Annotated in this window: 22 protein-coding genes; 16 read left to right on the top strand and 6 right to left on the bottom strand. The window is 75.2% G+C overall.

Features of this window, described 5'->3' with window-relative positions:
* Positions 1-22 precede the first annotated feature (22 nt).
* The 3 genes from G1H19_RS04340 to G1H19_RS04330 form a co-directional block, all read right to left on the bottom strand.
* Complete coding sequence (locus G1H19_RS04340; RefSeq protein ID WP_235928217.1) at positions 23-604, bottom strand: alpha/beta hydrolase family protein; 582 nt, start codon at positions 602-604, stop codon at positions 23-25.
* Positions 605-654: 50 nt separating this feature from the next.
* Positions 655-2,367, bottom strand: coding sequence for a nucleotide-binding protein (locus tag G1H19_RS24385; protein WP_152730356.1), 1,713 nt, complete (start codon positions 2,365-2,367; stop codon positions 655-657).
* Positions 2,368-2,562: 195 nt separating this feature from the next.
* A complete protein-coding gene (locus G1H19_RS04330; protein ID WP_152730355.1) occupies positions 2,563-3,246 on the bottom strand; it encodes a DedA family protein in 684 nt (227 codons plus the stop codon).
* A gap of 70 nt (positions 3,247-3,316) precedes the next feature.
* Between G1H19_RS04330 and G1H19_RS04325 the strand changes: the two genes are divergently transcribed.
* The 3 genes from G1H19_RS04325 to G1H19_RS04315 all read left to right on the top strand — a co-directional run bounded on the left by G1H19_RS04325 (position 3,317) and on the right by G1H19_RS04315 (position 6,790).
* Positions 3,317-4,612, top strand: coding sequence for an amidohydrolase family protein (locus G1H19_RS04325; RefSeq protein WP_152730354.1), 1,296 nt, complete (start codon positions 3,317-3,319; stop codon positions 4,610-4,612).
* A 20-nt stretch (positions 4,613-4,632) separates the two neighbouring features.
* Positions 4,633-5,097 carry a ribonuclease HI gene (rnhA, locus tag G1H19_RS04320; RefSeq protein WP_217269546.1) on the top strand — a complete coding sequence of 155 codons (465 nt, stop codon included), beginning with the start codon at positions 4,633-4,635 and terminating at the stop codon, positions 5,095-5,097.
* 76 nt (positions 5,098-5,173) lie between these two features.
* Positions 5,174-6,790, top strand: a complete 1,617-nt coding sequence (locus tag G1H19_RS04315) for a sensor domain-containing protein (protein ID WP_152730353.1) — start codon at positions 5,174-5,176, stop codon at positions 6,788-6,790.
* A 74-nt stretch (positions 6,791-6,864) separates the two neighbouring features.
* On the opposite strand, the gene G1H19_RS04310 is transcribed toward G1H19_RS04315, so the two are convergent.
* Together G1H19_RS04310 and G1H19_RS04305 are read right to left on the bottom strand one after the other, a co-directional pair.
* Entirely contained in the window at positions 6,865-7,035 is a 171-nt protein-coding gene (locus tag G1H19_RS04310; protein ID WP_162393269.1) for a hypothetical protein, read from the bottom strand.
* Between the two features lie 136 nt (positions 7,036-7,171).
* A complete protein-coding gene (locus G1H19_RS04305; protein ID WP_152730352.1) occupies positions 7,172-8,011 on the bottom strand; it encodes an MBL fold metallo-hydrolase in 840 nt (279 codons plus the stop codon).
* Between the two features lie 37 nt (positions 8,012-8,048).
* Here G1H19_RS04305 and G1H19_RS04300 point away from each other — a divergent pair, with 37 nt between their 5' ends.
* The 13 genes from G1H19_RS04300 (at position 8,049) to G1H19_RS04240 (ending at position 22,182) form a co-directional block, all read left to right on the top strand.
* Positions 8,049-9,563, top strand: a complete 1,515-nt coding sequence (locus G1H19_RS04300) for a TldD/PmbA family protein (protein ID WP_174278094.1) — start codon at positions 8,049-8,051, stop codon at positions 9,561-9,563.
* Complete coding sequence (locus tag G1H19_RS04295; protein WP_152730351.1) at positions 9,560-10,945, top strand: metallopeptidase TldD-related protein; 1,386 nt, start codon at positions 9,560-9,562, stop codon at positions 10,943-10,945. The genes G1H19_RS04300 and G1H19_RS04295 overlap by 4 nt, the downstream gene beginning before the upstream one ends.
* A gap of 673 nt (positions 10,946-11,618) precedes the next feature.
* Positions 11,619-12,464, top strand: coding sequence for an amidohydrolase family protein (locus G1H19_RS04290; protein WP_152730350.1), 846 nt, complete (start codon positions 11,619-11,621; stop codon positions 12,462-12,464).
* A gap of 27 nt (positions 12,465-12,491) precedes the next feature.
* Complete coding sequence (locus G1H19_RS04285) at positions 12,492-13,049, top strand: MSMEG_0572/Sll0783 family nitrogen starvation response protein (RefSeq protein ID WP_174278093.1); 558 nt, start codon at positions 12,492-12,494, stop codon at positions 13,047-13,049.
* Positions 13,050-13,056: 7 nt separating this feature from the next.
* Positions 13,057-14,169, top strand: coding sequence for an MSMEG_0568 family radical SAM protein (locus G1H19_RS04280; protein WP_152730349.1), 1,113 nt, complete (start codon positions 13,057-13,059; stop codon positions 14,167-14,169).
* The gene (locus tag G1H19_RS04275) at positions 14,166-15,614 is read left to right on the top strand and encodes an MSMEG_0567/sll0787 family protein (protein ID WP_235928219.1); all 1,449 of its coding nucleotides are present in this window, start codon (positions 14,166-14,168) and stop codon (positions 15,612-15,614) included. Before G1H19_RS04280 ends, G1H19_RS04275 begins: the two co-directional genes overlap by 4 nt.
* Positions 15,615-15,684: 70 nt before the next feature.
* Positions 15,685-16,545 (top strand): carbon-nitrogen hydrolase family protein, encoded by an 861-nt coding sequence (locus G1H19_RS04270; protein WP_152730348.1) that lies wholly within the window; start codon positions 15,685-15,687, stop codon positions 16,543-16,545.
* The gene (locus tag G1H19_RS04265; protein WP_235928220.1) at positions 16,538-17,872 is read left to right on the top strand and encodes an MSMEG_0569 family flavin-dependent oxidoreductase; all 1,335 of its coding nucleotides are present in this window, start codon (positions 16,538-16,540) and stop codon (positions 17,870-17,872) included. Before G1H19_RS04270 ends, G1H19_RS04265 begins: the two co-directional genes overlap by 8 nt.
* Positions 17,873-17,877: 5 nt before the next feature.
* Complete coding sequence (locus G1H19_RS04260) at positions 17,878-18,693, top strand: carbon-nitrogen hydrolase family protein (protein WP_202925964.1); 816 nt, start codon at positions 17,878-17,880, stop codon at positions 18,691-18,693.
* On the top strand, positions 18,690-19,826 hold the full coding sequence (locus G1H19_RS04255; protein WP_235928221.1) for an MSMEG_0565 family glycosyltransferase: 1,137 nt from the start codon (positions 18,690-18,692) through the stop codon (positions 19,824-19,826). The genes G1H19_RS04260 and G1H19_RS04255 overlap by 4 nt, the downstream gene beginning before the upstream one ends.
* A gap of 257 nt (positions 19,827-20,083) precedes the next feature.
* Positions 20,084-20,386: a hypothetical protein gene (locus tag G1H19_RS04250; RefSeq protein ID WP_152730347.1), complete on the top strand. Its 303-nt coding sequence runs from the start codon at positions 20,084-20,086 to the stop codon at positions 20,384-20,386.
* A gap of 78 nt (positions 20,387-20,464) precedes the next feature.
* Positions 20,465-20,944 carry a hypothetical protein gene (locus G1H19_RS04245; RefSeq protein ID WP_174278092.1) on the top strand — a complete coding sequence of 160 codons (480 nt, stop codon included), beginning with the start codon at positions 20,465-20,467 and terminating at the stop codon, positions 20,942-20,944.
* Positions 20,945-21,099: 155 nt separating this feature from the next.
* On the top strand, positions 21,100-22,182 hold the full coding sequence (locus tag G1H19_RS04240; RefSeq protein WP_162393279.1) for a C40 family peptidase: 1,083 nt from the start codon (positions 21,100-21,102) through the stop codon (positions 22,180-22,182).
* Positions 22,183-22,239: 57 nt separating this feature from the next.
* Here G1H19_RS04240 and G1H19_RS04235 read toward each other — a convergent pair whose 3' ends face one another.
* Positions 22,240-23,445 carry a saccharopine dehydrogenase family protein gene (locus G1H19_RS04235; protein WP_152730346.1) on the bottom strand — a complete coding sequence of 402 codons (1,206 nt, stop codon included), beginning with the start codon at positions 23,443-23,445 and terminating at the stop codon, positions 22,240-22,242.
* Between the last annotated feature and the right edge of the window lie 75 nt (positions 23,446-23,520).

The raw sequence follows: 23,520 nt of genomic DNA, 5'->3' as shown, positions 1-23,520 counted from the left end.
TCGGTCCTGTCTGGAACGCCGGTCAGGTGAGGGCGGTGAGCCAGGGGACGACGGCGGCGGCCACCGCGGCGGTGTCCCGGCTCAGGGCGTGGTCGCCGGGCACCGCGGCGACGACGGCGCCGGGCCGGCCGGCCAGTGCCGCGCGCACCTCGGCGGGCCCGCCGAACGCGTCCCGCTGGCCCTGCACCAGCAGCATCGGCACCTCGACCAGGGCGAGCTCACCCGCCCGGCTCTTCTCCGGCCGCTTCGGCGGGTGCAGCGGGAAGGCGAGCGTGAGAACCCCGGCCGCGCCGTGCTCGGCGGCGGTGCGGCAGGCGACCCGGGCCCCGGCGCTGCGCCCGCCCTGCACCAGCGGACCGGTCAGGTCGCCGGCGGCACGCAGCCCGGCGACCACTGCGCGCCAGCCCTCGTCCAGCCGCGGCGGGGCCGGGGCGATCCGCCGTCCGGCCACCCGCCACGGCTGCTCGACGCGCAGCACCTGCCAGCCCGCGCCGGCTGCCGCGGTGGCGACGGCGACCAGGTCGGGGGCGTCCACCCCGCCGCCGGCGCCGTGGCCGAGCAGCAGCGTGCCCACCGCGGCGCCGTCCGGGCCGTCCCGGTGCACCCGCGCCGGGCCCAGCGGGGTGTCGACCGTCCGCGGCGGGCCGCTGTCGGTCAGGCCCGGACCAGCGGCGAGCGGCGCAGCGGCGGCAGCGCGAACCCGTCGGCGACGGCGGCCGCGAGCTCCAGGTAGGCGCGCTGCGCCGGTGCGCCGACCTGCGACAGGTCGATGAGGCCACCGGTGACCAGGTGGCTGTCGTACGGGATCTCCACGACGGCGCGGCAGCGGGCCGCGAAGTGCTCGCGCAACAGCTCCATGTCGACGTCGCCGGTGTTCGGCCGCACGCTGGAGATGACCGCGACCGAGCGGGAGACCAGCTCCTCGTGGCCGTGCGCGATCAGCCAGTCCAGGGTCTTGCTGGCCCGGCTGGCACCGTCCACCGACGGCGCGCCGACGACGACGAGGGAGTCGGCGATGGCCAGCGTCCCGGACATCGCCGAGTGCAGCAGGCCGGTGCCCGAGTCGGTGAGGATGATGTTGAAGTAGCGGGCCAGGATGTCGGCCACCGCGCGGTACTCGGCCTCGCTGAAGGCCTCCGACAGCGCCGGGTCCTGGTCGCTGGCCAGCACCTGCAGCCGGCCGGCCAGCGAGGTGTAGGCCGACACGTCGGTGAACGAGCGGATGTCGTCGATGGCGGCCAGCAGGTCGCGCACGGTCACGTCGACGACGTTGGTCAGCCGCTCGGCCAGGGTGCCGGCGTCGGGGTTGGCGTCGACGGCGACGACCCGGTCCCCGCGGTGGTGGGCCAGCGTGAGGCCGAGGCAGGACGTGGTGGTCGTCTTGCCGATTCCGCCCTTGAGCGACACCACGGCGATCCGGTTGCTGCCGCGCACCGGGGTGGTCACCCGGGAGACCAGCGCCCGGTGCTCCTGCTCCGCGGCGGACAGCCCCGGGTTGTAGGTGCCGCCGGTGGCCCTGTGCACGAACCGGCGCCAGCCACGGGTCGGCGCGTCGGCGCGGGTGCGCAGCAGCGACTGGCTGGTCAGCGCCGGCGGCGGGCCCGGACGGTCCGCAGTAGCAGCAGCAGCAGCGGGCGCGGCAGCGGGCCCCGGCTCCGGCCGGGCGCCCGGCGCCCAGGCCTGCGGGTCGGGGCGGCCCGGCTGCGGGTGGCCGGCAGCGGGCTGCTGCGTCCAGCCCTGCGCCGCCGGCGGCACCGGCGGGCGGCCGGGCAGCGGCCGGGGCGGCGCGAACGGCAGCACCGGGACGGCGATGGTCGGGCCGGCGACGGGCGAGCCGGCGACGGGCGGGCCGGCCTCGGCGCGCGGCGGGTCGCCGGCGGACCAGGCGGGCTGCTCCCAGGCCGGCTGCTCCCAGGCGGGCGTCGACGCCCAGCCGGGCTGCTCCCAGGTGGGCTGCTGCCAGCCGGGCTGCGCCCAGCCACCGGCCGGCCGGGCGTCGTCGCTGGCCGGCTGTGCCGAGCGGTCCCAGGCCGGCGCGCGGTCCCAGGCCGGCGCGTCGGCCACGTCGGGAGCGTCGGCCGCAGCGTCCGCGGGGACGGCGGCCTCTCCTGCGTCCCCGCCGTCCAGGGCGTCCCCGGGTGTGGTGCCGGCGTCGTCCGCTGCCGGGGCGGCGGTCGACCCGCCGGCGCCCACGGTGTCCGAGGTGCCGGCGGTGTCCGAGGTGCCAGCGGTGACCGGTGCGCCCGACCAGCTGGCGACGCTGGCCTGCCAGCGGCCCTCGTCCGTGCTGCGTACCGGGGTCTCCGACGAGGGTGCCGCGGGCTGCTCGCCGTCGGGAGTGGGGCGGTCGTCCTGGCGCTCGGACACGAGAGCTCCCTCGGCAGTGGGCGGTGCGGGTGGCGGAGCGGCCACGCTAACTCGACCGGTACTGCCCGGGCTCGCTCACTCACCCGGTCGGGGGGAGTGCCCGCGACCCCGCCACGAGGTGCGCCGGGGACGCGAGCCGCGGGTGGGCCCCGACCCGCCGCGGCGGCCGATCGGCCCGACCGTCCGCGGCCCGCATCAGTCCCGGGCGTCGGTGTCGCCCGGGGTGCGGTCCTCCCGGCCGGCCCGGTCCCGCTGCAGGTAGGGCAGCACGCCGCGGCGGTAGATCATCCACGCGACGCCGCCCACGATGGCCGCGTAGATCAGGTAGTTCACGTAGTGCAGGTAGTCGTAGACCAGGTCGCCCACCGCGACGCCCAGCCCGATCAGCACGCTGTTCCAGATCAGGCTGCCGGCGGTCGTGTAGACCAGGAACTGCGGCCACGGCATCCGGACGACGCCGGCCGGCACGGACACGAAGCTGCGCACGATGGGCACCATCCGGCCGAAGAACACCGCTGCCCGGCCGTGCCGCTCGAACCAGGCGAAGGTGCGCTCCACGTCGGAGGTCTCCACCAGCGGCAGCCGGTCCAGGAACGCGCGGGACCGGACCGGGCCGAGCGCCCGGCCGATCGCGTACAGGAAGGCGGCGCCGAGCACCGAGCCCAGGGTCGCGAACAGCACCACCGGCACGAACGACATCTCGCCCTGGTTGATCAGCACGCCGGCCGCGCTGAGCACGACCTCGCTGGGGATCGGCGGGATCACGGTCTCGATGAAGATCGTCATCCCGACGCCGACCGGGCCCAGTGTCTGGACCAGGTCGAGCAGGACACCGGTGATGCCGCCGGAGTCGGACGCGGTCGCGGCGAGGACGGTCATGGGCCCACGGTATCGGCGGCCCCTCCGCGGTGCCCCGGCGCGGCGCGTCGGCACAGTAGGTTCTGTAGGCATGCTCCAGCGCTTCGCAGCCCGCGCCGTCGTCGTCGGCGACCGGGCCGGCACCGTCGTCCCCGATGCCGTGGTCGACGCCGAGGACGGCGTGTTGACCTGGGTCGGGCCGGCCGCCGACGCCCCACCGGCTGCCGACGGCGCCGAGCTGACCCGGCTGCCCGGCGTGCTGGTGCCCGGCATGGTGAACACGCACTCGCACGCGCCGATGGTGCTGTTCCGCGGGCAGGGCGAGGGCCTGCCGCTGGACCGCTGGCTGGCCGAGGTGATGTGGCCGCGCGAGGCCCGGCTCACCCCGGACGACGTCGAGGTGGCGATGACCGCCGCGTCGGCGGAGATGCTGCGGCACGGGGTCACGACCAGCGTGGAGATGTACTTCCACCCGGACCGGATCGCCACCGCGGTGCGGGCCACCGGGGCGCGGGCGGTGATCGCCAACCCATTGATCGGGCTGCCCGGGTTCGGCAGCTTCGAGGAGCAGCTCGACACCGCGGTGCGGCTGTCGGCCGGCTCGGACGAGCAGGTCGAGTACGGCATCGGCCCGCACTCGGCCTACACCGTGCCGCTGCCGGTGCTGCGCGACGCCGCCGCGGCCGCCCGGGAGCACGACCTGCTGCTCACCGTGCACGTCGCCGAGACGGCAGGAGAGGGCGACGAGCTGCTGGCCACCCACGGGCTGAGCGTGCCGCAGCTGCTGGCCGCGCACGACGTGCTCGGCGGGCGCGTGCTCGGCGCGCACTGCGTGCACATGGACGACGCCGACCTGGCCTTGTGGCAGGAGTACGACGTCGCGGTGGCGCACTGCCCGGGCAGCAACACCAAGCTGGCCAGCGGCACCGCCCGGCTGCGGGACATGCTCGACGCCGGGATCCGGGTGGGCATGGGCACCGACGGGCCGGCGTCCAACGACAACCTGGACCTGTTCGAGGACCTGCGGCTGGCCGCCCAGCTGGCCCGGCTGCGGGAGCGGGACGCCACCGCGCTCACCGCCCCGGAGGCGTTCTGGCTGGCCACCGGCGGCGCCGCGGCCGCCGTCGGCCGGCCCGACCTGGGTCAGCTGACGGTCGGCCGGCGGGCAGACCTGGTGCACGTGGACACCGACGACATCGCGTTCGTTCCGGTGACCGAGCCGGCCGACCTGCTCACCCACCTGGTGTGGTCGGTGGGCTCCCGGCACGTGCGCGACACCTGGGTGGCCGGGCGCCAGGTGGTCGCCGACGGCGTGTCGCTGACCGTCGACGAGCCCGCCCTGCGCGCCGACGTCCAGACACGGGCGATGCGCCTGGCCGGTCGCTGACCGTCGGCTACGGTGCTGGCGTGGTCGAGGCGGGGCTGCCGGCGGTGGACATGTGGACCGATGGCGCGTGCAAGGGCAACCCCGGCGTCGGCGGCTGGGGCGCGCTGCTGCGTTCGGGTCCGCACGAGCGGGAGCTGTTCGGCGGGGAGCCCGCCACCACGAACAACCGGATGGAGCTGACCGCGGTCATCGAGGGGCTGGGTGCGCTGAAGCGCCGGTCGGCGGTGCGCCTGCACGTCGACTCCACCTACGTCATGCAGGGCATCCAGACCTGGATCGCCGGCTGGAAGCGCAACGGCTGGCGCACCTCGGCGAAGGCGCCGGTGAAGAACGTGGACCTCTGGCGTGCCCTGGACGCCGCGGTCGCCGAGCACGAGGTGACCTGGACCTGGGTCAAGGGCCACGCCGGCGACCCCGGCAACGAGCGGGCGGACGCCCTCGCCAACCGGGGCGTCGAGCAGGTCCGATCCGGCACCGCCCGCTGACCTGCCGTCACCCGTGCGGGGGGCAGCGGGCCGGTACACGCTCAGGGGTCGGGGGCGGTCCACCGATGTGCAGGTGGTGACCACTGAGACGGTGTCCCTCGACGAGCGGGTGCGGCTGCTGGACGAGCTGCTCGCCGAACCGAACGCGCTGCTCGTCGCCATCGCCGCCGACGGGCACCTGGTGGCCATGCCGGCTTCGGTGCCGGTGCCGGCCGGGCGGGTGCTGCAGCTGCCGCCGGACCGCGCCACGATGCTCGACGTGCTCGTCGAGGACGACGCCGTCCCGATCGTGCACGCCTGGGTCGACCACCTGCGGTCGGGGGCGAGCAGCGCCGTCGTGCACACCCGGAGCGATCCGCTGTCGCCCCGCCAGCTGTCCTTCCTGGACGTGCGCGAGCAGTACGGCGTCTGCATCGGTGCCCTCGGCCGGGCGCTCGATGACCTCCCCGCAGGGGACGGCCACACCACGATCACCGTGTCGCGGCGCCCCCGCAGCTGCACCGTCGAGGCGACCCCCATGGGCGTGTTCACGGGCATCGAGGAGCGCACCACCGGCATGCTCGGCTGGACCGCCGAGCAGATGGTGGGCCAGAGCTCCCTGGACTTCGTCCACCCTGACGACCAGGGGCGGGCGATCGACACCTGGATGGAGATGCTGGCGCTGAGGAGCTCGCAGCGCACCCGGATGCGGTACCGCCGCTCCGACGGCAGCTGGGTGTGGGTGGAGTCGGAGTGCACCTTCCGCGCCGGGGAGACCGAGGACGAGGACTCCGTGCTCAGCTACCTCAACGACGTCTCCGACGAGATGGCCGCGCAGCAGGCGCTGGAGCAGCAGGCCCAGCTGCTGCGCCGGGTCTCCGAGTCGATGCCCGTCGGCATCGGCCAGCTCAGCGTCGCCCGCGAGCTGGTCTACGCCAACACCCGCCTGCCGGCAGTGCTCGGCCTGGACCGGGTGGACCGGCTCGCCGACGTCCTGGGTGTGCTGTCGGAGGAGGACGTCGCGGCTCTGGACGCCGCGCTCGACGCGGGGACGGCCACCGGTGGGAGCACCCGGCTGGAGGTGCGGCTGGACCACGAGGGCGAGCACCCACGGGTGTGCTCGGTGATCGTCACCCCGCTCAGCGACCGGGAGGGCGCCCCCGGCGCGCTGCTGTGCTTCACCGACGAGACCGACAGCGTGCGGCTGCGCGAGGAGCTGACCGCCAAGGCCACCTTCGACGTGCTGACCGGATGCCACAACCGGGCGTCCACGATGACGGCGCTGGAGAAGGCGTTGCTGGTCGACGACGGCCTGACGGCGGTGGTGTTCATCGACCTGGACCACTTCAAGCCGATCAACGACACGCTCGGCCACGCCGTCGGCGACGAGGTGCTCGCGGCCACCGCCACCCGGCTGGGCGCGGTGCTGCGCGCCGACGACGTGCTCGGCCGGATCGGGGGCGACGAGTTCCTGGTGATCGGCCGGCGGATCGGCTCCCCGGACGCCGCGCTCAGCCTGGCGCAGCGGTTGCAGGACGCCCTGGTCGTGCCGCTGGAGCTCAGCGCCGGCACCGTCACGATCGGCGCCAGCATCGGCGTCGCCCGAGCCGAGCCGGGCGTGGACGCTGTCGACCTCACCAAGCGTGCCGACGCCGCGATGTACCAGTGCAAGCAGCAGCGCCTGGGCGCCCCGGTGCTCTACGACGGCGCCTGACGCTCACGCGCCGGGCCGTCCTGACCCGCAGGACCGGGCTGGACCCAGGCGAGACCCGGTCGACCCTGGCACGGTCAGTGCGCCGTGCCGAGCAGGACGCTCGTGATGCCGACGAGCGGCACGAGCACGAGGGCCCAGCCCTGCCAGGTCTGCGGTCGCAGCCCCACGCCGACGCGCTTCGGGCCGAACCACGGCTTCTGCTCGCCGGTCATCTCGATCTCCTCCAGCCGTTGCGGTCGTTGCACAGCCCATCTGGTGCCCTGACGGTCCACCCGGCCCCGCGGGCGGTCAAGGCGCAGGGGGCGTCCGAGGCGCACCTGACAGCCAACTGACAGCGGCTGCACGGGACGTCCCCACCGGCCGACACGCGTGGCAGGCACGTCACGCGCGCAGCGAGATGGTCTCGCCCCGGCGGACCGGGCGCAGCGTGCCGGGCAGCCGCCGGTCGGCGACCTCGGCCACGAAGTCGCCCAGCGGCGAGGCGAACCGGCTGTAGTCGTCGAAGTGCACCGGGACGGTGAGCGCGGGCCGGAGCAGCTCGACCAGGTCGGCGCCCTGGCGGGCGTCCATGGTGACGGTGACGCCGAGGGCCCTGGTGCCGCCGAGGTGCGGGATGGCCACGTCCAGCGGACCGCAGCGCTCCAGCACGTCGGCGAGGAACGGCCGGAACAGCGTGTCGCCGCTGATGTAGCCCCGCCAGCGCACCTCCGCGCCGTCCCCGGCGTCCCGCACCAGCTCCAGCACGCTGCCCATCACCGGGGGCAGCAGCTGCGCCAGCGGGCCCGGGCCGTGCACGCCGGGCACCGCGGTCACCCGCAGGCTCGACGTCCCCCGGGTGAAGGTGTGGGTCTGCCAGGGCTGCAGGTCCGAGGTGGCCGAGAAGCCGCGACCGGCCAGCTCGCGGGCGGCCGCCGGGGTGGTCACCACCGGCACCGCGGGGTCCAGCGACCGGGTCGCGATGCGGTCCCAGTGGTCGTCGTGCAGGTGCGAGAGCACGACGCCGTCCAGGTCGGGCAGCTGGTCGGGCAGCAGCGCGGGGTCGGTGAGCCGCGTCGTCCAGAGGCCCTTGCCGAGGTACGCGCGCTGGCCGCGGCGCAGGAAGTTGGGGTCGGTGAGCAGGGTGAACGGCCCGATGCGCAACAGCATCGTGGCGTTCCCGCCGAAGGTCATCTCGACGGAGTCGTCGGGGGACGCGGGGCCGGCCGACGGTGCACTGGTCATGCCGCGCCCGTACCCGGGCGGCTGGTAGACAGTCGGGGTGACGCAGATCCGGACCGTCGACGCCTCGTTCCTCGCCCTGCCGCTGTCCGCGCTCACCGACGCCGCGCTCACCCGGGCCCTGGACCTGGGCTGCGAGCACGCCGACCTGCGCGTCGAGCGGATCCGCACCCAGACGATCCGGCTGCGGGACGCACGCGTGGAGGCCTCGGCCGACGGGGAGGACCTCGGCCTGTCGGTCCGGGTGGTGCACGAGGGCACCTGGGGCTTCGCCGCCGGCGTGGTGCTGACCGCGGCCGAGGCGGTCCGGCTGGCCGAGGAGGCCGTGGCGGTGGCCCAGGTGTCGGCGGCGATCAACACCGACCGGGTGGAGCTCGCCCCCGAGCCGGTGTACCCCGACGCCGAGTGGGTGTCGGCCTACGACGTCGACCCGTTCGAGCTGCCGGACACCGAGAAGGCCGGCCTGCTGGTCGAGCTGTCCGAGCAGCTGCTGGCCGCCGACGGCGTCGAGCACGTGCAGAGCGACTGCATGCACGTCAAGGAGCTGAAGTACTACGCCGACACCGCCGGCACGCGGGTGCGCCAGCAGCGGGTGCGCATCCACCCGACGTTCACCGCGCTCGCCGTCGACCGGGCCACCGGTGCCTTCGAGTCGATGCGCACGCTCGCGCCACCGGCCGGGCGCGGCTGGGAGTACCTGACCGACGGCGCCTACGACTGGCGCGGCGAGCTCGCCGAGCTGCCGGAGCTGCTGCGGGAGAAGACCAAGGCCCCGTCGGTCGAGCCGGGCCGTTACGACCTGGTGGTCGACCCGTCCAACCTGTGGCTGACCATCCACGAGTCGGTGGGGCACGCCACCGAGCTCGACCGCGCGCTGGGCTACGAGGCGGCCTACGCCGGCACGTCGTTCGCCACCGTCGACCAGCTCGGCTCGCTGCAGTACGGCTCACCGCTGATGAACGTGGTCGGTGACCGCACCGTCGAGCACGGGCTGTCCACCGTCGGCTGGGACGACGAGGGCGTGGCCGGTCAGAGCTGGGACATCGTCCGTGACGGTGTGCTGGTCGGCTACCAGGTCGACCGGAACACCGCGCGCAAGGGCGGGATGGAGCGCAGCAACGGGTGCGCCTTCGCCGACTCGGCCGCGCACGTGCCGGTGCAGCGGATGGCCAACGTGTCGCTGCAGCCCGCGCCCGACGGGCCGTCCACGGAGGAGATCATCGCCGGCGTCGACCGCGGCGTCTACGTCGTCGGTGACAAGAGCTGGTCGATCGACATGCAGCGTTACAACTTCCAGTTCACCGGCCAGCGGTTCTACCGGATCGAGGGCGGCCGACTCGCCGGCCAGCTGCGCGACGTCGCCTACCAGGCCACCACCACCGACTTCTGGGGCTCGATGAGCCGGGTCGGCGGCCCGCAGACGTACGTGCTGGGCGGGGCGTTCAACTGCGGCAAGGCCCAGCCCGGCCAGGTGGCCCCGGTCAGCCACGGCTGCCCGAGCGCCCTGTTCGAGAACACGGCCATCCTCAACACGGTCACGGAGGGCGGGCGATGAGCACCACACCGCAGCAGCTGGTGGAGCAGGCGCTGGCCGCGTGCACCGTCGACGGTCAGGTCACCTACGTCGTCGAGGGTTCGGAGGCCAATCTCCGCTGGGCGGGCAACAGCCTCACCACGAACGGCGCGATGCGCTCACGCCAGGTCGTGGTGATCTCCTTCGTCGGCTCGGCCGCCGGCACGGCCACCGCCACCGTGGCCCGCACCGGCACCCCGGACGTCGCCGCGCTGGTCGCGGCCAGCGAGCAGGCGGCCCGGGACGCGTCCCCCGCCGAGGACGCGATGCCGCTGATCGGCGAGGTGCCGCCGGGCTCCGGCGCCTGGGACGACGACCCGGCCGAGACCTCGATCGGCGTGTTCGCCGAGTTCGCCCCGGCGCTGGGCGAGGCGTTCGGTGCCGCGCGTGGCCGCGGTGAGCTGCTGTTCGGTTTCGCCGAGCACCAGATGACCAGCACCTACCTGGGCAGCACGACCGGCCTGCGGCTGCGGCACGACCAGCCGACCGGCCGGGTGGAGCTGAACGGCAAGAGCACCGACCTCACCCGCTCGGTGTGGGCCGGCGTGGGCACCCGGGACTTCTCCGACGTGTCGGTGCCGGCGCTGGCCGCCGAGGTCGAGCAGAAGATGGCCTGGTCGCAGCGGCGGGTGGAGCTGCCGGCGGGGCGCTACGAGACGCTGCTGCCGCCGTCCACGGTGAGCGACCTGATGGTCTACGCCTACTGGACGATGGAGGCCCGGGACGCCGACGAGGGCCGCAACGTCTACGCCCGGCGCGGCGGCGGCAACCGGATCGGCGACCGCCTGGCCACGCTGCCGCTCACGCTGCGCAGCGACCCGCACGAGCCCGGCCTGGAGTGCGCCCCGTTCCAGGTGGTGGGCGGCTCGTCGGGCTCGGCGTCGGTGTTCGACAACGGCATGGCCACCCCGGCGATCGACTGGATCCGCGACGGAGTGCTGACCAACCTCGTGCGCCCGCGGGCCTGGGCGCGGCAGCAGGACGCACCGGCCACCGCGGCCCTGGACAACCTGGTGCTCGAGCACCCCGGCGCCACGGCCGGGCCGGCGGAGATGATCGCGGGCACCGAGCGCGGGCTGCTGCTCACCACGCTCTGGTACATCCGCGAGGTCGACCCGCAGACTCTTCTGCTCACCGGACTGACCCGGGACGGCGTGTTCCTGGTGGAGGGCGGCGAGGTGACCGGCGCGGTGAACAACTTCCGGTTCAACGAGTCCCCGGTCGACCTGCTGGGCCGGGTCACCGAGGCCTCGCGCACCGAGCGCACCCTGCCCCGGGAGTGGAACGACTGGTTCACCCGCGCGGCGATGCCGATGCTGCGCGTGCCGGACTTCAACATGAGCTCGGTGTCCCCGGCCAGCTGACCTCTCCGCCCAGCTGACCTCTCCGCCCAGCTGACCCTCCGCGGGCCCGCTGGGCCTCGTCCGCCGTGCCTCGTCCGCCACGCTGGGTCCGCCGCGCTGGGTCCGCTGCGCTGGGTCCGCTGCGCTGGGTCCGCCCCTCGGCTGGGCTCCGCCACCGCGGAGGCATCCACCCGGGCCGCGCCGCGGGTGGCCGGGGGTGGAGCTCACCCCGCACGCAGTTGTGCTCTGCTCGCGTATGCCGAGCAGAGCACAACTGTCCTGGGTGGCTGGGTGGCTGGGTGGCTGAGGGGCTCGGAGGCAGGGCGGCTCGGGGGCAGGGTCGGCCGCGGCCCGTCGGCCGCGCGGAGTCCCGACTCGACGTCGGTGAGCCGGTGACCCGGCGCCACTGCGGCGCAGAGGTGCAGCCAGGACGTCGGGGGGGGCCAGCCGGCCGACGAGTCTGCCCTGGGCCGGTTGACCAGCCAGGGTCGGCGGGACGAGTCGGCCGGCTGACCAGCCAGGCCTGCAGGACGGGTCGGCAGGCGTGGTCGGCCGACGGCGCGTCCGCTGGCGGGTGTGGTGTGCGGTGATCGACACGCCGCCGTCATCCCCGTGCGGCTCGGTGCGGGAACGGCAACACGATCTCGTTCCGGACGTCACCACGGCGACACGTGCGCCCACCAGGGTCTTCTTCATGACGACGGGACAGCGGGGACGGCGGGTGCACGACGCGCACCGGCACCTGGGCGTCCTGCCGGCGCACCCGTTCTACGACGGGCCGCCGATCAACCCCGACACCACCGCCCGGGCCACCATCGCCGAGCTGATCGCCGACATGGACCGCGAGGGCACCGAGCGCGCCCTGGTCATCCCGAACTACGGCGTGCCCGACCCGACGGCGTCCTTCGCGCTCAACGAGCTCGTGGTCGAGGCCGCGCAGCACGACGACCGCATCCGCGCCGGCCTGTGGACCAGCCCCCGCCCGCAGGACGCCGTCGCCACCGAGAAGGCCCTCGCGCTCGCCGGTGAGCAGGGCGTCACCGCGCTCAAGCTCAGCTTCCTGCTGGGCGGCCGGGTCGACGACGAGGCCTGCCTGCCGCAGCTCGACGCCATCTTCGCCACCGCCCGCACGCACGGGCTGGTGGTGCACGTGCACACCAGCCCGGGTGCGGCCAGCGACATCGACGAGATCGCCGGCCTGGTCGAGCGCCATGCCGACGACGTCGCCCTGCACCTGGTGCACATGGGCGGCGGGATGAGCGGCCACATGAAGCTGATCGGCCAGCACTTCTTCCGCTGGATCGCCGAGGGCAAGCGGGTCTACACCGACACCAGCTGGGCGATCGGCTTCGCCCCCCGCTGGTTCGCCGCCGAGATCGAGCGGCACGGCACCGGCCACGACCGGGTGCTGTTCGCCAGCGACCAGCCCTGGGGCGACTTCGAGGGCGAGCACGCCCGGCTCGCCGCCGCCGTCGGCGACGGGGAGCTCGCCGACCACGTCTTCCGCCGCAACTTCGAGGCCCTCCACGGCCTCGGCTGACCCACCCACCCCGAGAAGGAGCACACCGTGACCCAGACCCTGCCCGCCACCGGCACCACCCCGCTCGCCACGCCCGAGGACCTGAAGGCGAACGCGGCCGCGAGCCTCGCGGAGATCCCGCACCCCTCGCTGGCCAAGGGCAGCAACCTCTATGGCTCCACCAAGATCTTCCCCGACTACAAGGCCGGCGAGGGCGAGAGCTACCTGACCCTGGTGCACGGCATCGCGCACGAGTCCTCGGTCAGCTTCGTGGCGATCCTCCAGGCGCTGCGCGCACTGCGGAAGGGCTACGAGTCGGTCCTCTACTTCTACGGCCCGGCCGCGATGAACGCCATGGCCACCCGCGGCTTCCCGACCACCGGCGACTCCGCCTTCCCCGGCGAGCAGAACATCAACGGCCAGATCGAGAAGTTCATCGAGGAGGGCGGCACCGTCTACGTCTGCCGCTTCGGCCTCTCCCTGCACGGCCTGCGCGAGGAGGACCTCATCGCCGGCACCATCCCCTGCCACCCGCTCGACGTGCAGGACGCGCTGATCCACTACGCCCGCAAGGGCGCCATCATCAACTCCACCTACAACCTCTGACCCCGCGATGACCTCGACGACCCAGGACGCGATCGCTCGGGACGCGGGGGCACCGAGCCCGGCACGGGTCTCCACCAGGGTGGACGTCGCGATCCTGGGCGTCCGGGTCGACGCCGGCGTCACCCGCCGGGCCGGGGCCGGCCCCAGCGACGACGGGCACGTGCTGCTCGACGGCCGGGGCGCCGCCCTGCCGATCAACGCGATGAGCCCCTACTCGATCAGCGGCGGCCGGCTGCTGCTCGACGGCGCCGACCTGGGCCTGGACGCCGAGCCCGTGACGCGCCCGCTGTTCTACGACCTCACCACCGCCGACGGCGTCCGCTACGAGCAGCTGGCCCGGCTGCACGGCGCCGACGTGCTGGCCACCACCGTGGTGCAGACCTGCATCCGCTACGACGCCGCCGACCGCTGCCGGTTCTGCGCCATCGAGGCCTCGCTCGCCGCGGGCAGCACCACCGCGGTGAAGTCGCCGGCGCAGCTGGCCGAGGTGGCCGAGGCCGCCGTCCGGCTGGACGGCGTCCGGCAGATGGTGATGACCACCGGCACCACCAACGGCCGCGACCGGGGCGCCCGGCACCTGGCCCGCTGCGTGCGGGCGGTGACCGAGGCCGTGCCCGGCCTGCCGGTCCAGGTGCAGTGCGAGCCGCCGGCGCCGGACGACCTGGCCGCCATCACCGAACTCAAGGACGCCGGGGCCACCGCCATCGGCATCCACGTCGAGTCCCTGGACGACGCCGTCCGCCGGCGCTGGATGCCCGGGAAGGCGACCGTGCCGATGAGCCAGTACGAGGCGGCGTGGGACGAGGCGGTGCGCGTCTTCGGCCGCAACCGGGTCTCCACCTACCTGCTGGTCGGGCTGGGCGAGGACCCCGACGAGCTCGTCGCCGGCGCGCTGCGGCTGGCCGACCGGGGCGTCTACCCGTTCGTCGTACCCTACCGGCCGCTGGCCGGCACCCTCGCGATGGCCGACGGCGTGGGCGCCCCCGACCCGGCCGTGCTGCAGGACGTGACCACCCGGGTCGCCGCCGGGTTGCGGGCCCGGTCCATGCGCGGGGCCGACCAGGGCGCAGGCTGCGCGGCCTGCGGTGCCTGCAGCGCGCTCCAGGCGGCCGGCGCGTGAGGAGCTGGCTGCCCGGCTCGCCGCCCACCGGCGCCGAGCTGGCCTCGCTGGAGCGCAACGTGCTGCTGGTCGACCACCGGCGGGCCCCCGCACCCCCGGCCTGGCACGTCGAGCAGGCCGACGACGACGCCGTCCGGGCGCACCGCCGGCTGCGGCAGGCCGCCTTCGTCGACGACCAGGGCCTGTTCGCCGGCACCGACCTCGACGGCACCGACGACGACCCGCGCACCGTGACCCTTGTTGCACGTGGAACACGTGGGACGGTCCTGGGCGGGGTGCGGCTCGCGCCGGCCGACCCCGGGGCGCCGGACGTGGGCTGGTGGACCGGCTCCCGGCTGGTCGTGGCCCCTGGGTCACCGCGCGGCACCGGACCGGCCCTGGTGGCCGCCGCCTGCGCCCGGGCGGAGCAGGCCGGCGCGCTGCGCTTCGACGCCACGGTGCAGGACCGCCATGCCGCGATGTTCGCCGGTCTGGGCTGGCGCTCGACCGGCGCCACGGTGCTCGGCGGCCGGGCGCACACCACGATGACCTGGCCGATCGGCCGGCTCGCCGCCCTGGCCGCGGCCACGAAGTCCCCGCTCGGCGGGCTGCTGGCCGGGTTCGGTGCGGCGGCCGGTGGCCTGGGCGGCAGCGGCTTCGTCGGCGACGACGGCGCCCCGGTGCCCGGCACCGACGTCGTCGCCGCCTGCGACGCGATCCTGCCCAGCATGGTCGAGCGTGACCCGGAGTGGGCCGGCTGGTGCGGGGTGCTGGTCAACCTCAACGACCTGTCGGCCATGGGCGCGGCACCGCTGGGGCTGCTGGACGCGGTGGGCGCCCGGGACGCCTCGTTCGCCGCCCGGGTCGTCGCCGGGCTGCGGGAGGCCTCGCAGGCCTGGGGTGTGCCGGTGCTCGGCGGGCACACCCAGTTCGGCGTCCCGGCGTCCCTGTCGGTGACTGCGCTCGGCCGCACGTCGCGGCCGGTCCCGGCCGGCGGGGGGCGGGCCGGACACGAGGTGCGGCTGACCGCCGACCTCGGCGGTGGGTGGCGGCGCGGGCACACCGGCCGGCAGTGGGACTCCACCAGCACCCGGACGACGGCCGGACTGCAGACCCTCTGCAGCGTCGTGGCCCGCACCGCGCCGGCCGCGGCGAAGGACGTCAGCATGGCCGGCCTGGTCGGCACCCTCGGCATGCTCGCCGAGGCCAGCGGCTGCGGAGCCGAGCTCGACGTGGCCGCCGTGCCGCGACCCGAGGACGCCACCGTCGGCGACTGGTTCACCTGCTTCCCGGGGTCGGCGTTCCTGACCACCGACGTCCCCGGTGCGCCGGTCGCGGACGCCGGACCTGGAACCACGGCCACCTGCGGGCGGCTCGTCCCCGGACGCGGCGTGCACCTGCGCTGGCCCGACGGCTCCACCACCCCCGCCCTGCCCGGTGCCGTCACCGGCCTGGGCCCAGCCTGAGCGGAGTGCCACGGCCCAGGAGACCTGGCCGCCCGCACTCCACCCCCGCCCCCACCGACAGGAGCACCCCATGACCGGACCGATATCGGTCGCCGCCGTCGCCGAGTCCTTCGGCCGCGACCTGGACGCCGCCTTCGCCCGGATCGCCGAGCTGCTGGACGACGCCCGCGCCCGCGGCGTCCGGCTGCTCGCCCTGCCCGAGGCCACCCTCGGCGGCTACCTGGCCGACCTGGGGCAGACCGGGGTGGCCGCCGTGCCGGCCCGGGACGCACTGCCGCCGGCGCTCGACGTCGACGGGCCCGAGGTCGCCCGGCTGGCCCGGCTCGCCGGGGACGTCGTGGTCACCGCCGGGCTGTGCGAGTCCGACGGCACCCGGCGGTACAACACCGCGGTCGCCGTCACCGGGGACGGCGTGATCGGGGTGCACCGCAAGGTGCACCAGCCGCTGGGCGAGGCCAACGCCTACGCCGCCGGCGAGGGCTTCCGCGCCTTCGACTCACCGGTCGGCCGGATGGGCATGATGATCTGCTACGACAAGGCCTTCCCGGAGGCCGCGCGCACCCTCGCGCTGGACGGCGCGGAGGTCATCGCGTGCATGTCGGCCTGGCCGGGCTCGCGCACCGACGCACCCGCAGACCTCGCCGCCGACCGCTGGACGCGCCGCTTCGACCTCTTCGACCAGGCCCGGGCCCTGGAGAACCAGGTGGTCTGGCTGTCGGCCAACCAGGCCGGCACCTTCGGGTCGCTGCGCTTCGTGTGCAGCGCCAAGGTCGTCGGCCCCGGCGGCGACGTGCTGGCCAGCACCGGCACCGCACCGGGCACGGCGGTGGCCGAGGTCGACGTCCGGGCGCTGCTGGACGGCGCACGCCGCTCGATGGCGCACCTGCGCGACCGCCGTCCGGACGCCTACGGGGTGCTGGCCGGTGTCTGAGCAGACCAGCTGGGGCACGCCCCGGCGCCCGTTCCCGAGCTCGGTGCCGGTCGCCGTCGTCGGCGGTGGGCAGGCGGGCCTGTCGATGTCCTGGTGCCTGACCCGGCGCGGCGTCGAGCACGTGGTGCTGGAGCGGGCGACGGTCGGCCACGAGTGGGCCGACGCCCGCTGGGACACCTTCTGCCTGGTCACGCCGAACTGGCAGTGCCAGCTGCCCGGCTGGCCCTACCGCGGCGACGACCCGGACGGCTTCATGCTGCGCCAGGAGATCGTCGACTACGTGCGCGGCTACGCGGCGTCGTTCGACCCGCCGGTGCAGGAGGGCGTCTCGGTCGAGGAGCTCACCCCTGCACCCGGCGGCGGCTACCTGCTGCACACCAGCGCCGGCACGATCACCGCCGAGCAGGTCGTGGTGGCGACCGGCGGCTACCACCGGCCCGTGGTGCCGGCCTTCGCCGGCTCGCTGCCGGCCGCGGTGCACCAGCTGCACTCCCAGGACTACCGCAACCCGGCGCAGCTGCCGCCCGGGGACGTGCTGGTGGTGGGCACCGGGCAGAGCGGCGCGCAGATCGCCGAGGACCTGCACCTGGCCGGGCGCACCGTGCACCTCGCCGTCGGCCCGGCGCCGCGGATCGCCCGCACCTACCGGGGCCGCGACGTCGTGGCCTGGCTGCACGACCTGGGGCACTACGACATGCCGGTCGAGGAGCACCGGGACGGCGAGGCCGCCCGGCTGGGCACCAACCACTACGTCACCGGCCGGGACGGCGGGCGGGACATCGACCTGCGCGCCTTCGCCCGCGACGGCATGCGCCTGTACGGGCGGCTGAACGGCGTGGAGGGCGGCACGCTGCGGTTCGCTGACGACCTCACGGCCAACCTGGACGCCGCCGACCGGGTCAGCGAGAGCGCGAAGGACCTCATCGACCGGCACATCGCCGCCGCCGGCATCGACGCCCCCGTCGAGCCCCGGTACACCCCCGTCTGGACCCCCGGGCCCGACCACCCCACCACCCTGGACGCCGCCGCCGTGGGCAGCGTGGTGTGGTGCATCGGCTTCCGGGCCGACTACAGCTGGGTGCGCGTGCCGGTGTTCGACGGGCGCGGCTACCCCACCCACCACCGCGGGGTCACCAGCGTGCCGGGGTTCCACGTGCTCGGGCTGCCCTGGCTGCACACCTGGGGCTCGGGCCGGTTCTCCGGGATCGCCCGGGACGCGGAGTTCCTCGCCGAGCACGTCGCCGGCCGGTCCTCGGCGGGCGCCGCGTCCGGGCTGCGCCGCGACCTGGCCCTGGCCGCGGCGGCACCGGCAGCCACCGTCGGCTGACCGCGGTGCGGGTGGCGGCGGTGGCGGCGCACTTCGGCCGGGACGTCGAGCAGTGCCTGGCCAAGATCGAGGGGATCGTCGCCGACGCGCGCGGCCAGTCCGTCGACCTGCTGGTGTTCCCCGACGCCACGATCGGCGGTTACCTGGGCGGCCTGGGCGGGACCGACGACACCGGGCTGCCCCCGGCTCTGGACGCGGACGCGCCGGAGCTGGGCCGGCTGGCCCGGGCGGCGGGGGACATGGTGGTCTGCCTGGGCTTCCGTGAGCGCGCCGGCGGCCGGCACCACAACGCCGCGGTCTGCCTGACCGGCGACGGCGTGCTCGGCCGGCACCGCAAGGTGCACCAGCCGGCCGGCGAGCTGTCGGCCTACCGCGCGGGCGACCGCTTCGACGCCTTCGACACCCCGGTCGGCCGGATCGGCCTGCTCATCGACTACGACAAGACGTTCCCGGAGTCCGCGCGCACGCTGGCCTCCGGCGGCGCGGAGCTGATCGCCTGCCTGTCCGCGTGGCCGGCCAGCCTGACCAACCGTGCGCCGCGGCTGGTGCAGGACCGGCAGTCCCGGCTGTTCGACCTCTACGACTGCGCCCGGGCGGCGGAGAACCAGGTCGTCTGGGTCTCGGCCAACCAGACCGGGACGATGGGCCGGCTGCGGTTCCTCGGCCAGTCCAAGGTGGTCGGCCCCGGCGGCGAGGTGCTGGCCCGCACCTGGGCCAAGGCCGGGCTGGCGGTGGCCGACCTGGACGTCGCGTCGGAGGTGGGCCGCTCCCGGCTGGTGCTCTCCCACCTGCGCGAGCGCCGCCCGGAGGCCTACCGGTGAGCGCGCCGTTGGAGATCGCCCTGCTGACCTACTCCACCCGGCCCCGTGGCGGGGTGGTGCACACCCTGGCACTGGCCGAGGCGCTGGCCCGGGCCGGGCAGCACGTCACGGTCTGGTCGCTGGCCCGCGGCGGCGACGCGTCGTTCTTCCGGCCCGTGGACCACCGGGTCACGGTGCGGCTGGTGCCGTTCCCCGACGTCCCGGGTGAGGACGTCGGGCCGCGGATCCTGCGCTCGATCGCCGTGCTGGGCGCCGCGTACGCCGACGCCCGGGACGGCTACGACGTGGTGCACGCCCAGGACTGCATCACCGCGAACGCCGTCGGCGACTGCCTGCGCACGGTGCACCACCTCGACACGTTCAGCACCCCCGAGCTCGCCGCCTGCCACGAGAAGGCGATCGTCACGCCGCGGGCGCTGGTCTGCGTGTCCGCGGCGGTGGCGGCCGAGGTCGCGGAGGGGTGGGGCCGCACCGCGACCGTCATCCCCAACGGGGTGCAGGCCGGCCGGTTCGAGGCGGCGGCCGGGCCGGCGGGTGCCCCGGCCCGGCAGCGCTGGCGCGAGCAGCTCGGTGGCTACGTGCTCGCCGTCGGGGGCATCGAGCCGCGCAAGGGCACCCTGGACCTGGTCGAGGCGATGGCCCTACTGAACCGGGCCGAGGCGCGGCGGGGGCGCCCGGCGACCCGGCTGGTGGTGGCGGGCGGGGAGACGCTGTTCGACTACCGGGACTACCGGGCCCGGGTCGAGGCGCGTGCGGCCGCCCTGGGCGTGCAGCCGCTGGTGCTGGGCCAGGTCGACCACGAGGAGCTGCCCGCGCTGGTGGCCGCGGCCCGGGTGCTCGCCTTCCCCTCCACCCGGGAGGGCTTCGGCCTGGCGGCCATGGAGGCCCTCGCCGCCGGGGTGCCGCTGGTGACCCGCGACCTGCCGGTGCTGCGCGAGGTGTTCGGCCCGGCGGCGGTGTTCGCCGGCGACCCGGCCGGCCTGGCCGCCGCGCTGCTGGACGCGGTCGACGAGGCCGGCCGGGCCACCGCCGACGGTGCCCGGCGGCAGGCGGCCGGGCGCGCCCTGGCCCGGGCGCACAGCTGGGACACCGCCGCGCAGGCCCACCTGCGGCTGTACCGGGCACTCGGGTGAGACCCGTCTGCCGGGTGGGACGCACGGTGCGCGACATGGCGATGTCCTGCCGTCCCACTGTGACCGGACTGTCACGTCTCGCTCACACATCGTGGGGGCGCCACGCCGGAGCGGCATGGCATCGTGAACGCAGGCGAACGGCAGTACCCGGACTGTGGCTCATGTCAAACCGACACGACCGAGAATTCTCATCTCGGCTCTACTCGTCGGGCCGCGTGCCGATACACACTGCACGACATGGCCGAGGAGGCAGGATCATGATCAGGAGCACCAAGCCGTCGATCTTCCGGGTCGGGGACGTGCGCGACGACGGCACCGCCGTGGTCGTCTCGGGGTGGGGGCTGGGCATGTGCTCGGCCGGCTGCGCCTGCCATCGCGATCCCGTCGGCGGCCAGCTGGCCATCGACGAGGACGCCGGCTCCGGCATGCTGGGCCTGGTCTCGCACAGCGAGGACGTCTGCGACTGCTGCGAGCCCTGGACCGCCGACGAGCTCTCCGGCATCCTGCGTGACCTCGCCGCTGTCGAGGCCCTGGTCTCCCAGGAGCCCCTCGCCGGCTGACGGTGCACGCCGGGCGCACCCGGCGTGGTCGCCGGTCTGCAGGTGTGCCCGCCCGGCGCCGCCGGGTAGGGCTGCGGCATGTGGACACGAGCCGTACTGCGCGGCGCCCTGGCCGGACTGGCCGGGGTCGCCGTGATGACCGCCGGGGAGAAGCTGGAGCAGCAGGTCACCGGCCGCCCGGACTCCTACGTGCCCGCGCGCACCCTAGTCGCCGTCACCACCGGCCGGCGCCTGCCCGGCCGGGCCCGCCCGCTGGTGCCCAACCACCTGATGCACTGGGGCACCGGCGCTGCCGTCGGTGCGCTGCGCGGCGTCTGGTCGGCCGCCGGGCTGCGGGGCTGGCGGGCGTCGGCCTGGCACACCTCGGTGCGGCTGGCCACCGACCAGACCCTGGAGAACGTGACCGGCGTCGGTGCGCCGCCGTGGACGTGGTCCCGGCGCGACCGGGTCGTCGACGTCGCCCACAAGGCCGTCTACTCCTTCGTCACCGGTGCGGTGGCCGACCGTCTGGTGCCCGAGGTGCCGGCCCGGGCGCGCACCCGCGGCCTCTGGGACTGACCTCCCCGCGACCCAGCACACGGTTCGCGGCTCGTCAAGAGGTTCTTCGGTCCGCCCCGCGTGGCGTGCACACGATCTCGGTGTGTCGCCCTACGGTTCGTCACGACACGCGGTGGATCGCCCTCCGCGTCGACCGACGAGCACGGAGGACCACGGTGGACCGCAACCGGACGACGGCCCGATCCTGGGCCCGCTCTGCCGCGCTGGCGCTCACCGTCGGCATCGCGGTGACCGTCTGCGCCCCGACGGCGTCCGCCACGCCCGCCGCCCCGGCCGCCCCCGCTCCGGCCGCCCCCGCCCCGGCTGCCGAGCCCAGCACCGCGGCTGAGGCGGCCACGCTGGTCGCCCGCTCCGGCCAGCAGCTCGAGGCGCTGGCCGAGCAGGTCAACGAGGCCCGCGAGCTGGCCGGCCAGCAGCTGGCCGCCGCCGAGGTCGCCGCCGGCCAGGCCGCCACCGCCCAGGCCGCCGTCGACGCCTTCGCCCCGCAGCTGCGGGCCATCGCCCAGCACGGCTACGCCGGCAACCACCGCTCCCGCCTGGAGGTGCTGCTCACCAGCAGCTCCGCCGACGACCTCGTGCAGCAGCTGGGCATGCTCGACGTGCTCGCCGCCGAGACCGACGACATGATCACCCAGGTCGCCGCGGCCCGCCGCACCGCGCTGGACGCCCAGGCCGCCGCCGACGCCGCCGCCGCGGCCGCGCAGGGCACGGTCGCCACGCTGGAGGGCCAGCAGCGCGACCTGCAGGCCCAGCAGGACGGCTACGAGGCCGACTTCGCCCGGCTCACCGCCGCGCAGCGCGAGCGGGTCACCACCGTCCTGGCCGGCCCGACGCTGGCCGCGCCCACCGCCGCCGCCGTGACGGCCTCCGCCGCCGCCGCGCCCACCGAGGCCGCCGGCGTCGCCGTGCAGACCGCGCTGGCCCAGGTCGGTGACCCCTACGTGGTCGGCGCCGTCGGCCCGAACGGCTTCGACTGCTCCGGGCTGACCATGTTCGCCTACGCCGCGGCCGGGGTGTCGCTGCCGCACTCCAGCCGCAGCCAGTCGCAGATGGGCACCCCGGTGTCCCGCGCCGACCTGCAGCCCGGTGACCTGGTGTTCTTCTACTCCCCGGTCAGCCACGTGGGCATGTACATCGGCAACGGCCAGATGGTGCACTCCAGCGTCACCGGCCGCCCGGTCGCGGTGACCAGCGTGGACAAGTCCGGCTACGTCGGCGCCCGCCGCGTCACCGCGTGACGGCTCCCTCGTAGGGTCCCGCCGCGAGCGTGCGAGTGGTGGGGGGCGAGGGGGTCCTCATCCCTCGCGCATGCCCCAGGGGCTGCCGTAGGCGGTGAGCAGGTCCAGGAACGGGACGGCGTCGAAGGCCTCCGGGCCGAGCACGCCGCTGCCGGTCCAGGCGCCGGTGGCCAGCAGCTCCAGGGCGACCACCGGGTTGACCGCCGTCTGCCAGACCACGGCCTGGGCGCCGTACTCCCGCATCGACCACTCGTTGTCCACCACGTGGTAGAGGTAGACCTCCCGCGGCTCGCCGTCGGTGCCGGTGCCGGTCACCCACAGCCCGGCGCAGGTCCGGCCGGTCATCAGCTCGCCCAGGCCGGCCGGGTCGGGCAGTGCGGCGGCCACCACGTCGCGCGGTGACACCTCGACCCCGCCGACCCGGATCGGCGTCGTCGAGTCCAGGCCGGTGGCGTGCAGGGCCTTGAGCACGCCGATGAACTCCGCGCCCAGGCCGTACTTGAAGGTCACCCGCTCGGCCTGCACCCAGCGGGGCATGAGCAGGACCTCCTCGTGCTCCACGTTGACGCACTCGACCGGCCCGATGCCCTCCGGGAACTCGAACACCTCCGGCTCGCTGAACGGCGGCGTGGTGAACCAGCCCCGCTCGCGTTCCCACACCACCGGCGGGTTCAGGCACTCCTCGATCGTCGTCCAGATGTTGAAGGACGGGGCGAAGTCGTGACCGCGGACGGTGATGTCCGAGCCGTCGCGCACACCGAGCTCGACGATGTGGGAGAACAGGTGGTCGGCGGCGTAGCGGGCGAACACGTCGGACAGCCCGGGCTCCACGCCGATGCCCACCAGGGCCAGCCGGCCGGCCCGCTCCCACTCGGCGGCCAGCGCGAACTGCTCGTCGCCGAGCTTCACCCCGGTCAGCGTGTGCGGGTGGTCGGGGTGCGGGTGCGACAGCGACATCGCCATGTCCAGGTAGTGGGTGCCCGCCGCCAGCGCCGCCCGGAACAGCGGCATCACGAAGCGCGGGTCGGTGGCGTTGACCAGCACGTCGCAGGAGTGCTCGGCCAGCAGTGCCCGGACGGCGTCCTCGTCGGTGGCGTCGACCCGAGCGGCGGTGAACCGCGGGTCGCCGGTGGCGGCCACCGCCTTCTCCGCCCGGGCGAGGTCGAAGTCGGCCACCACCAGGGTGTCGAAGAACGGGCGCCGGGCGGCGATGCCGGTCAGCGCACTCCCGACGCCACCGGCGCCGACGAGCAGGATCCGCATGACTGCCCCTTTCGTGGGTGGCGCCACCCTAGCGACGACTTCCGTCGTCGGGAGGGCGTCCACCCACGAGAGACC

The organism is Goekera deserti (assembly GCF_010685995.1).
Lineage (GTDB): Bacteria > Actinomycetota > Actinomycetes > Mycobacteriales > Geodermatophilaceae > Goekera > Goekera deserti.
Note: the sequence above shows the minus strand (reverse complement) of the source record. Positions and strands in the feature narration are given on the sequence as shown.

Excerpts from the sequence above, each read along its gene's own strand:
- G1H19_RS04330 (WP_152730355.1), bottom strand. The coding sequence starts at position 3,246 with ATGACCGTCCTCGCCGCGACCGCGTCCGACTCCGGCGGCATCACCGGT.
- G1H19_RS04325 (WP_152730354.1), top strand. The coding sequence starts at position 3,317 with ATGCTCCAGCGCTTCGCAGCCCGCGCCGTCGTCGTCGGCGACCGGGCC.
- G1H19_RS04305 (WP_152730352.1), bottom strand. The coding sequence starts at position 8,011 with ATGACCAGTGCACCGTCGGCCGGCCCCGCGTCCCCCGACGACTCCGTC.
- G1H19_RS04295 (WP_152730351.1), top strand. The coding sequence starts at position 9,560 with ATGAGCACCACACCGCAGCAGCTGGTGGAGCAGGCGCTGGCCGCGTGC.
- G1H19_RS04290 (WP_152730350.1), top strand. The coding sequence starts at position 11,619 with ATGACGACGGGACAGCGGGGACGGCGGGTGCACGACGCGCACCGGCAC.
- G1H19_RS04280 (WP_152730349.1), top strand. The coding sequence starts at position 13,057 with ATGACCTCGACGACCCAGGACGCGATCGCTCGGGACGCGGGGGCACCG.
- G1H19_RS04270 (WP_152730348.1), top strand. The coding sequence starts at position 15,685 with ATGACCGGACCGATATCGGTCGCCGCCGTCGCCGAGTCCTTCGGCCGC.
- G1H19_RS04250 (WP_152730347.1), top strand. The coding sequence starts at position 20,084 with ATGATCAGGAGCACCAAGCCGTCGATCTTCCGGGTCGGGGACGTGCGC.
- G1H19_RS04245 (WP_174278092.1), top strand. The coding sequence starts at position 20,465 with ATGTGGACACGAGCCGTACTGCGCGGCGCCCTGGCCGGACTGGCCGGG.
- G1H19_RS04235 (WP_152730346.1), bottom strand. The coding sequence starts at position 23,445 with ATGCGGATCCTGCTCGTCGGCGCCGGTGGCGTCGGGAGTGCGCTGACC.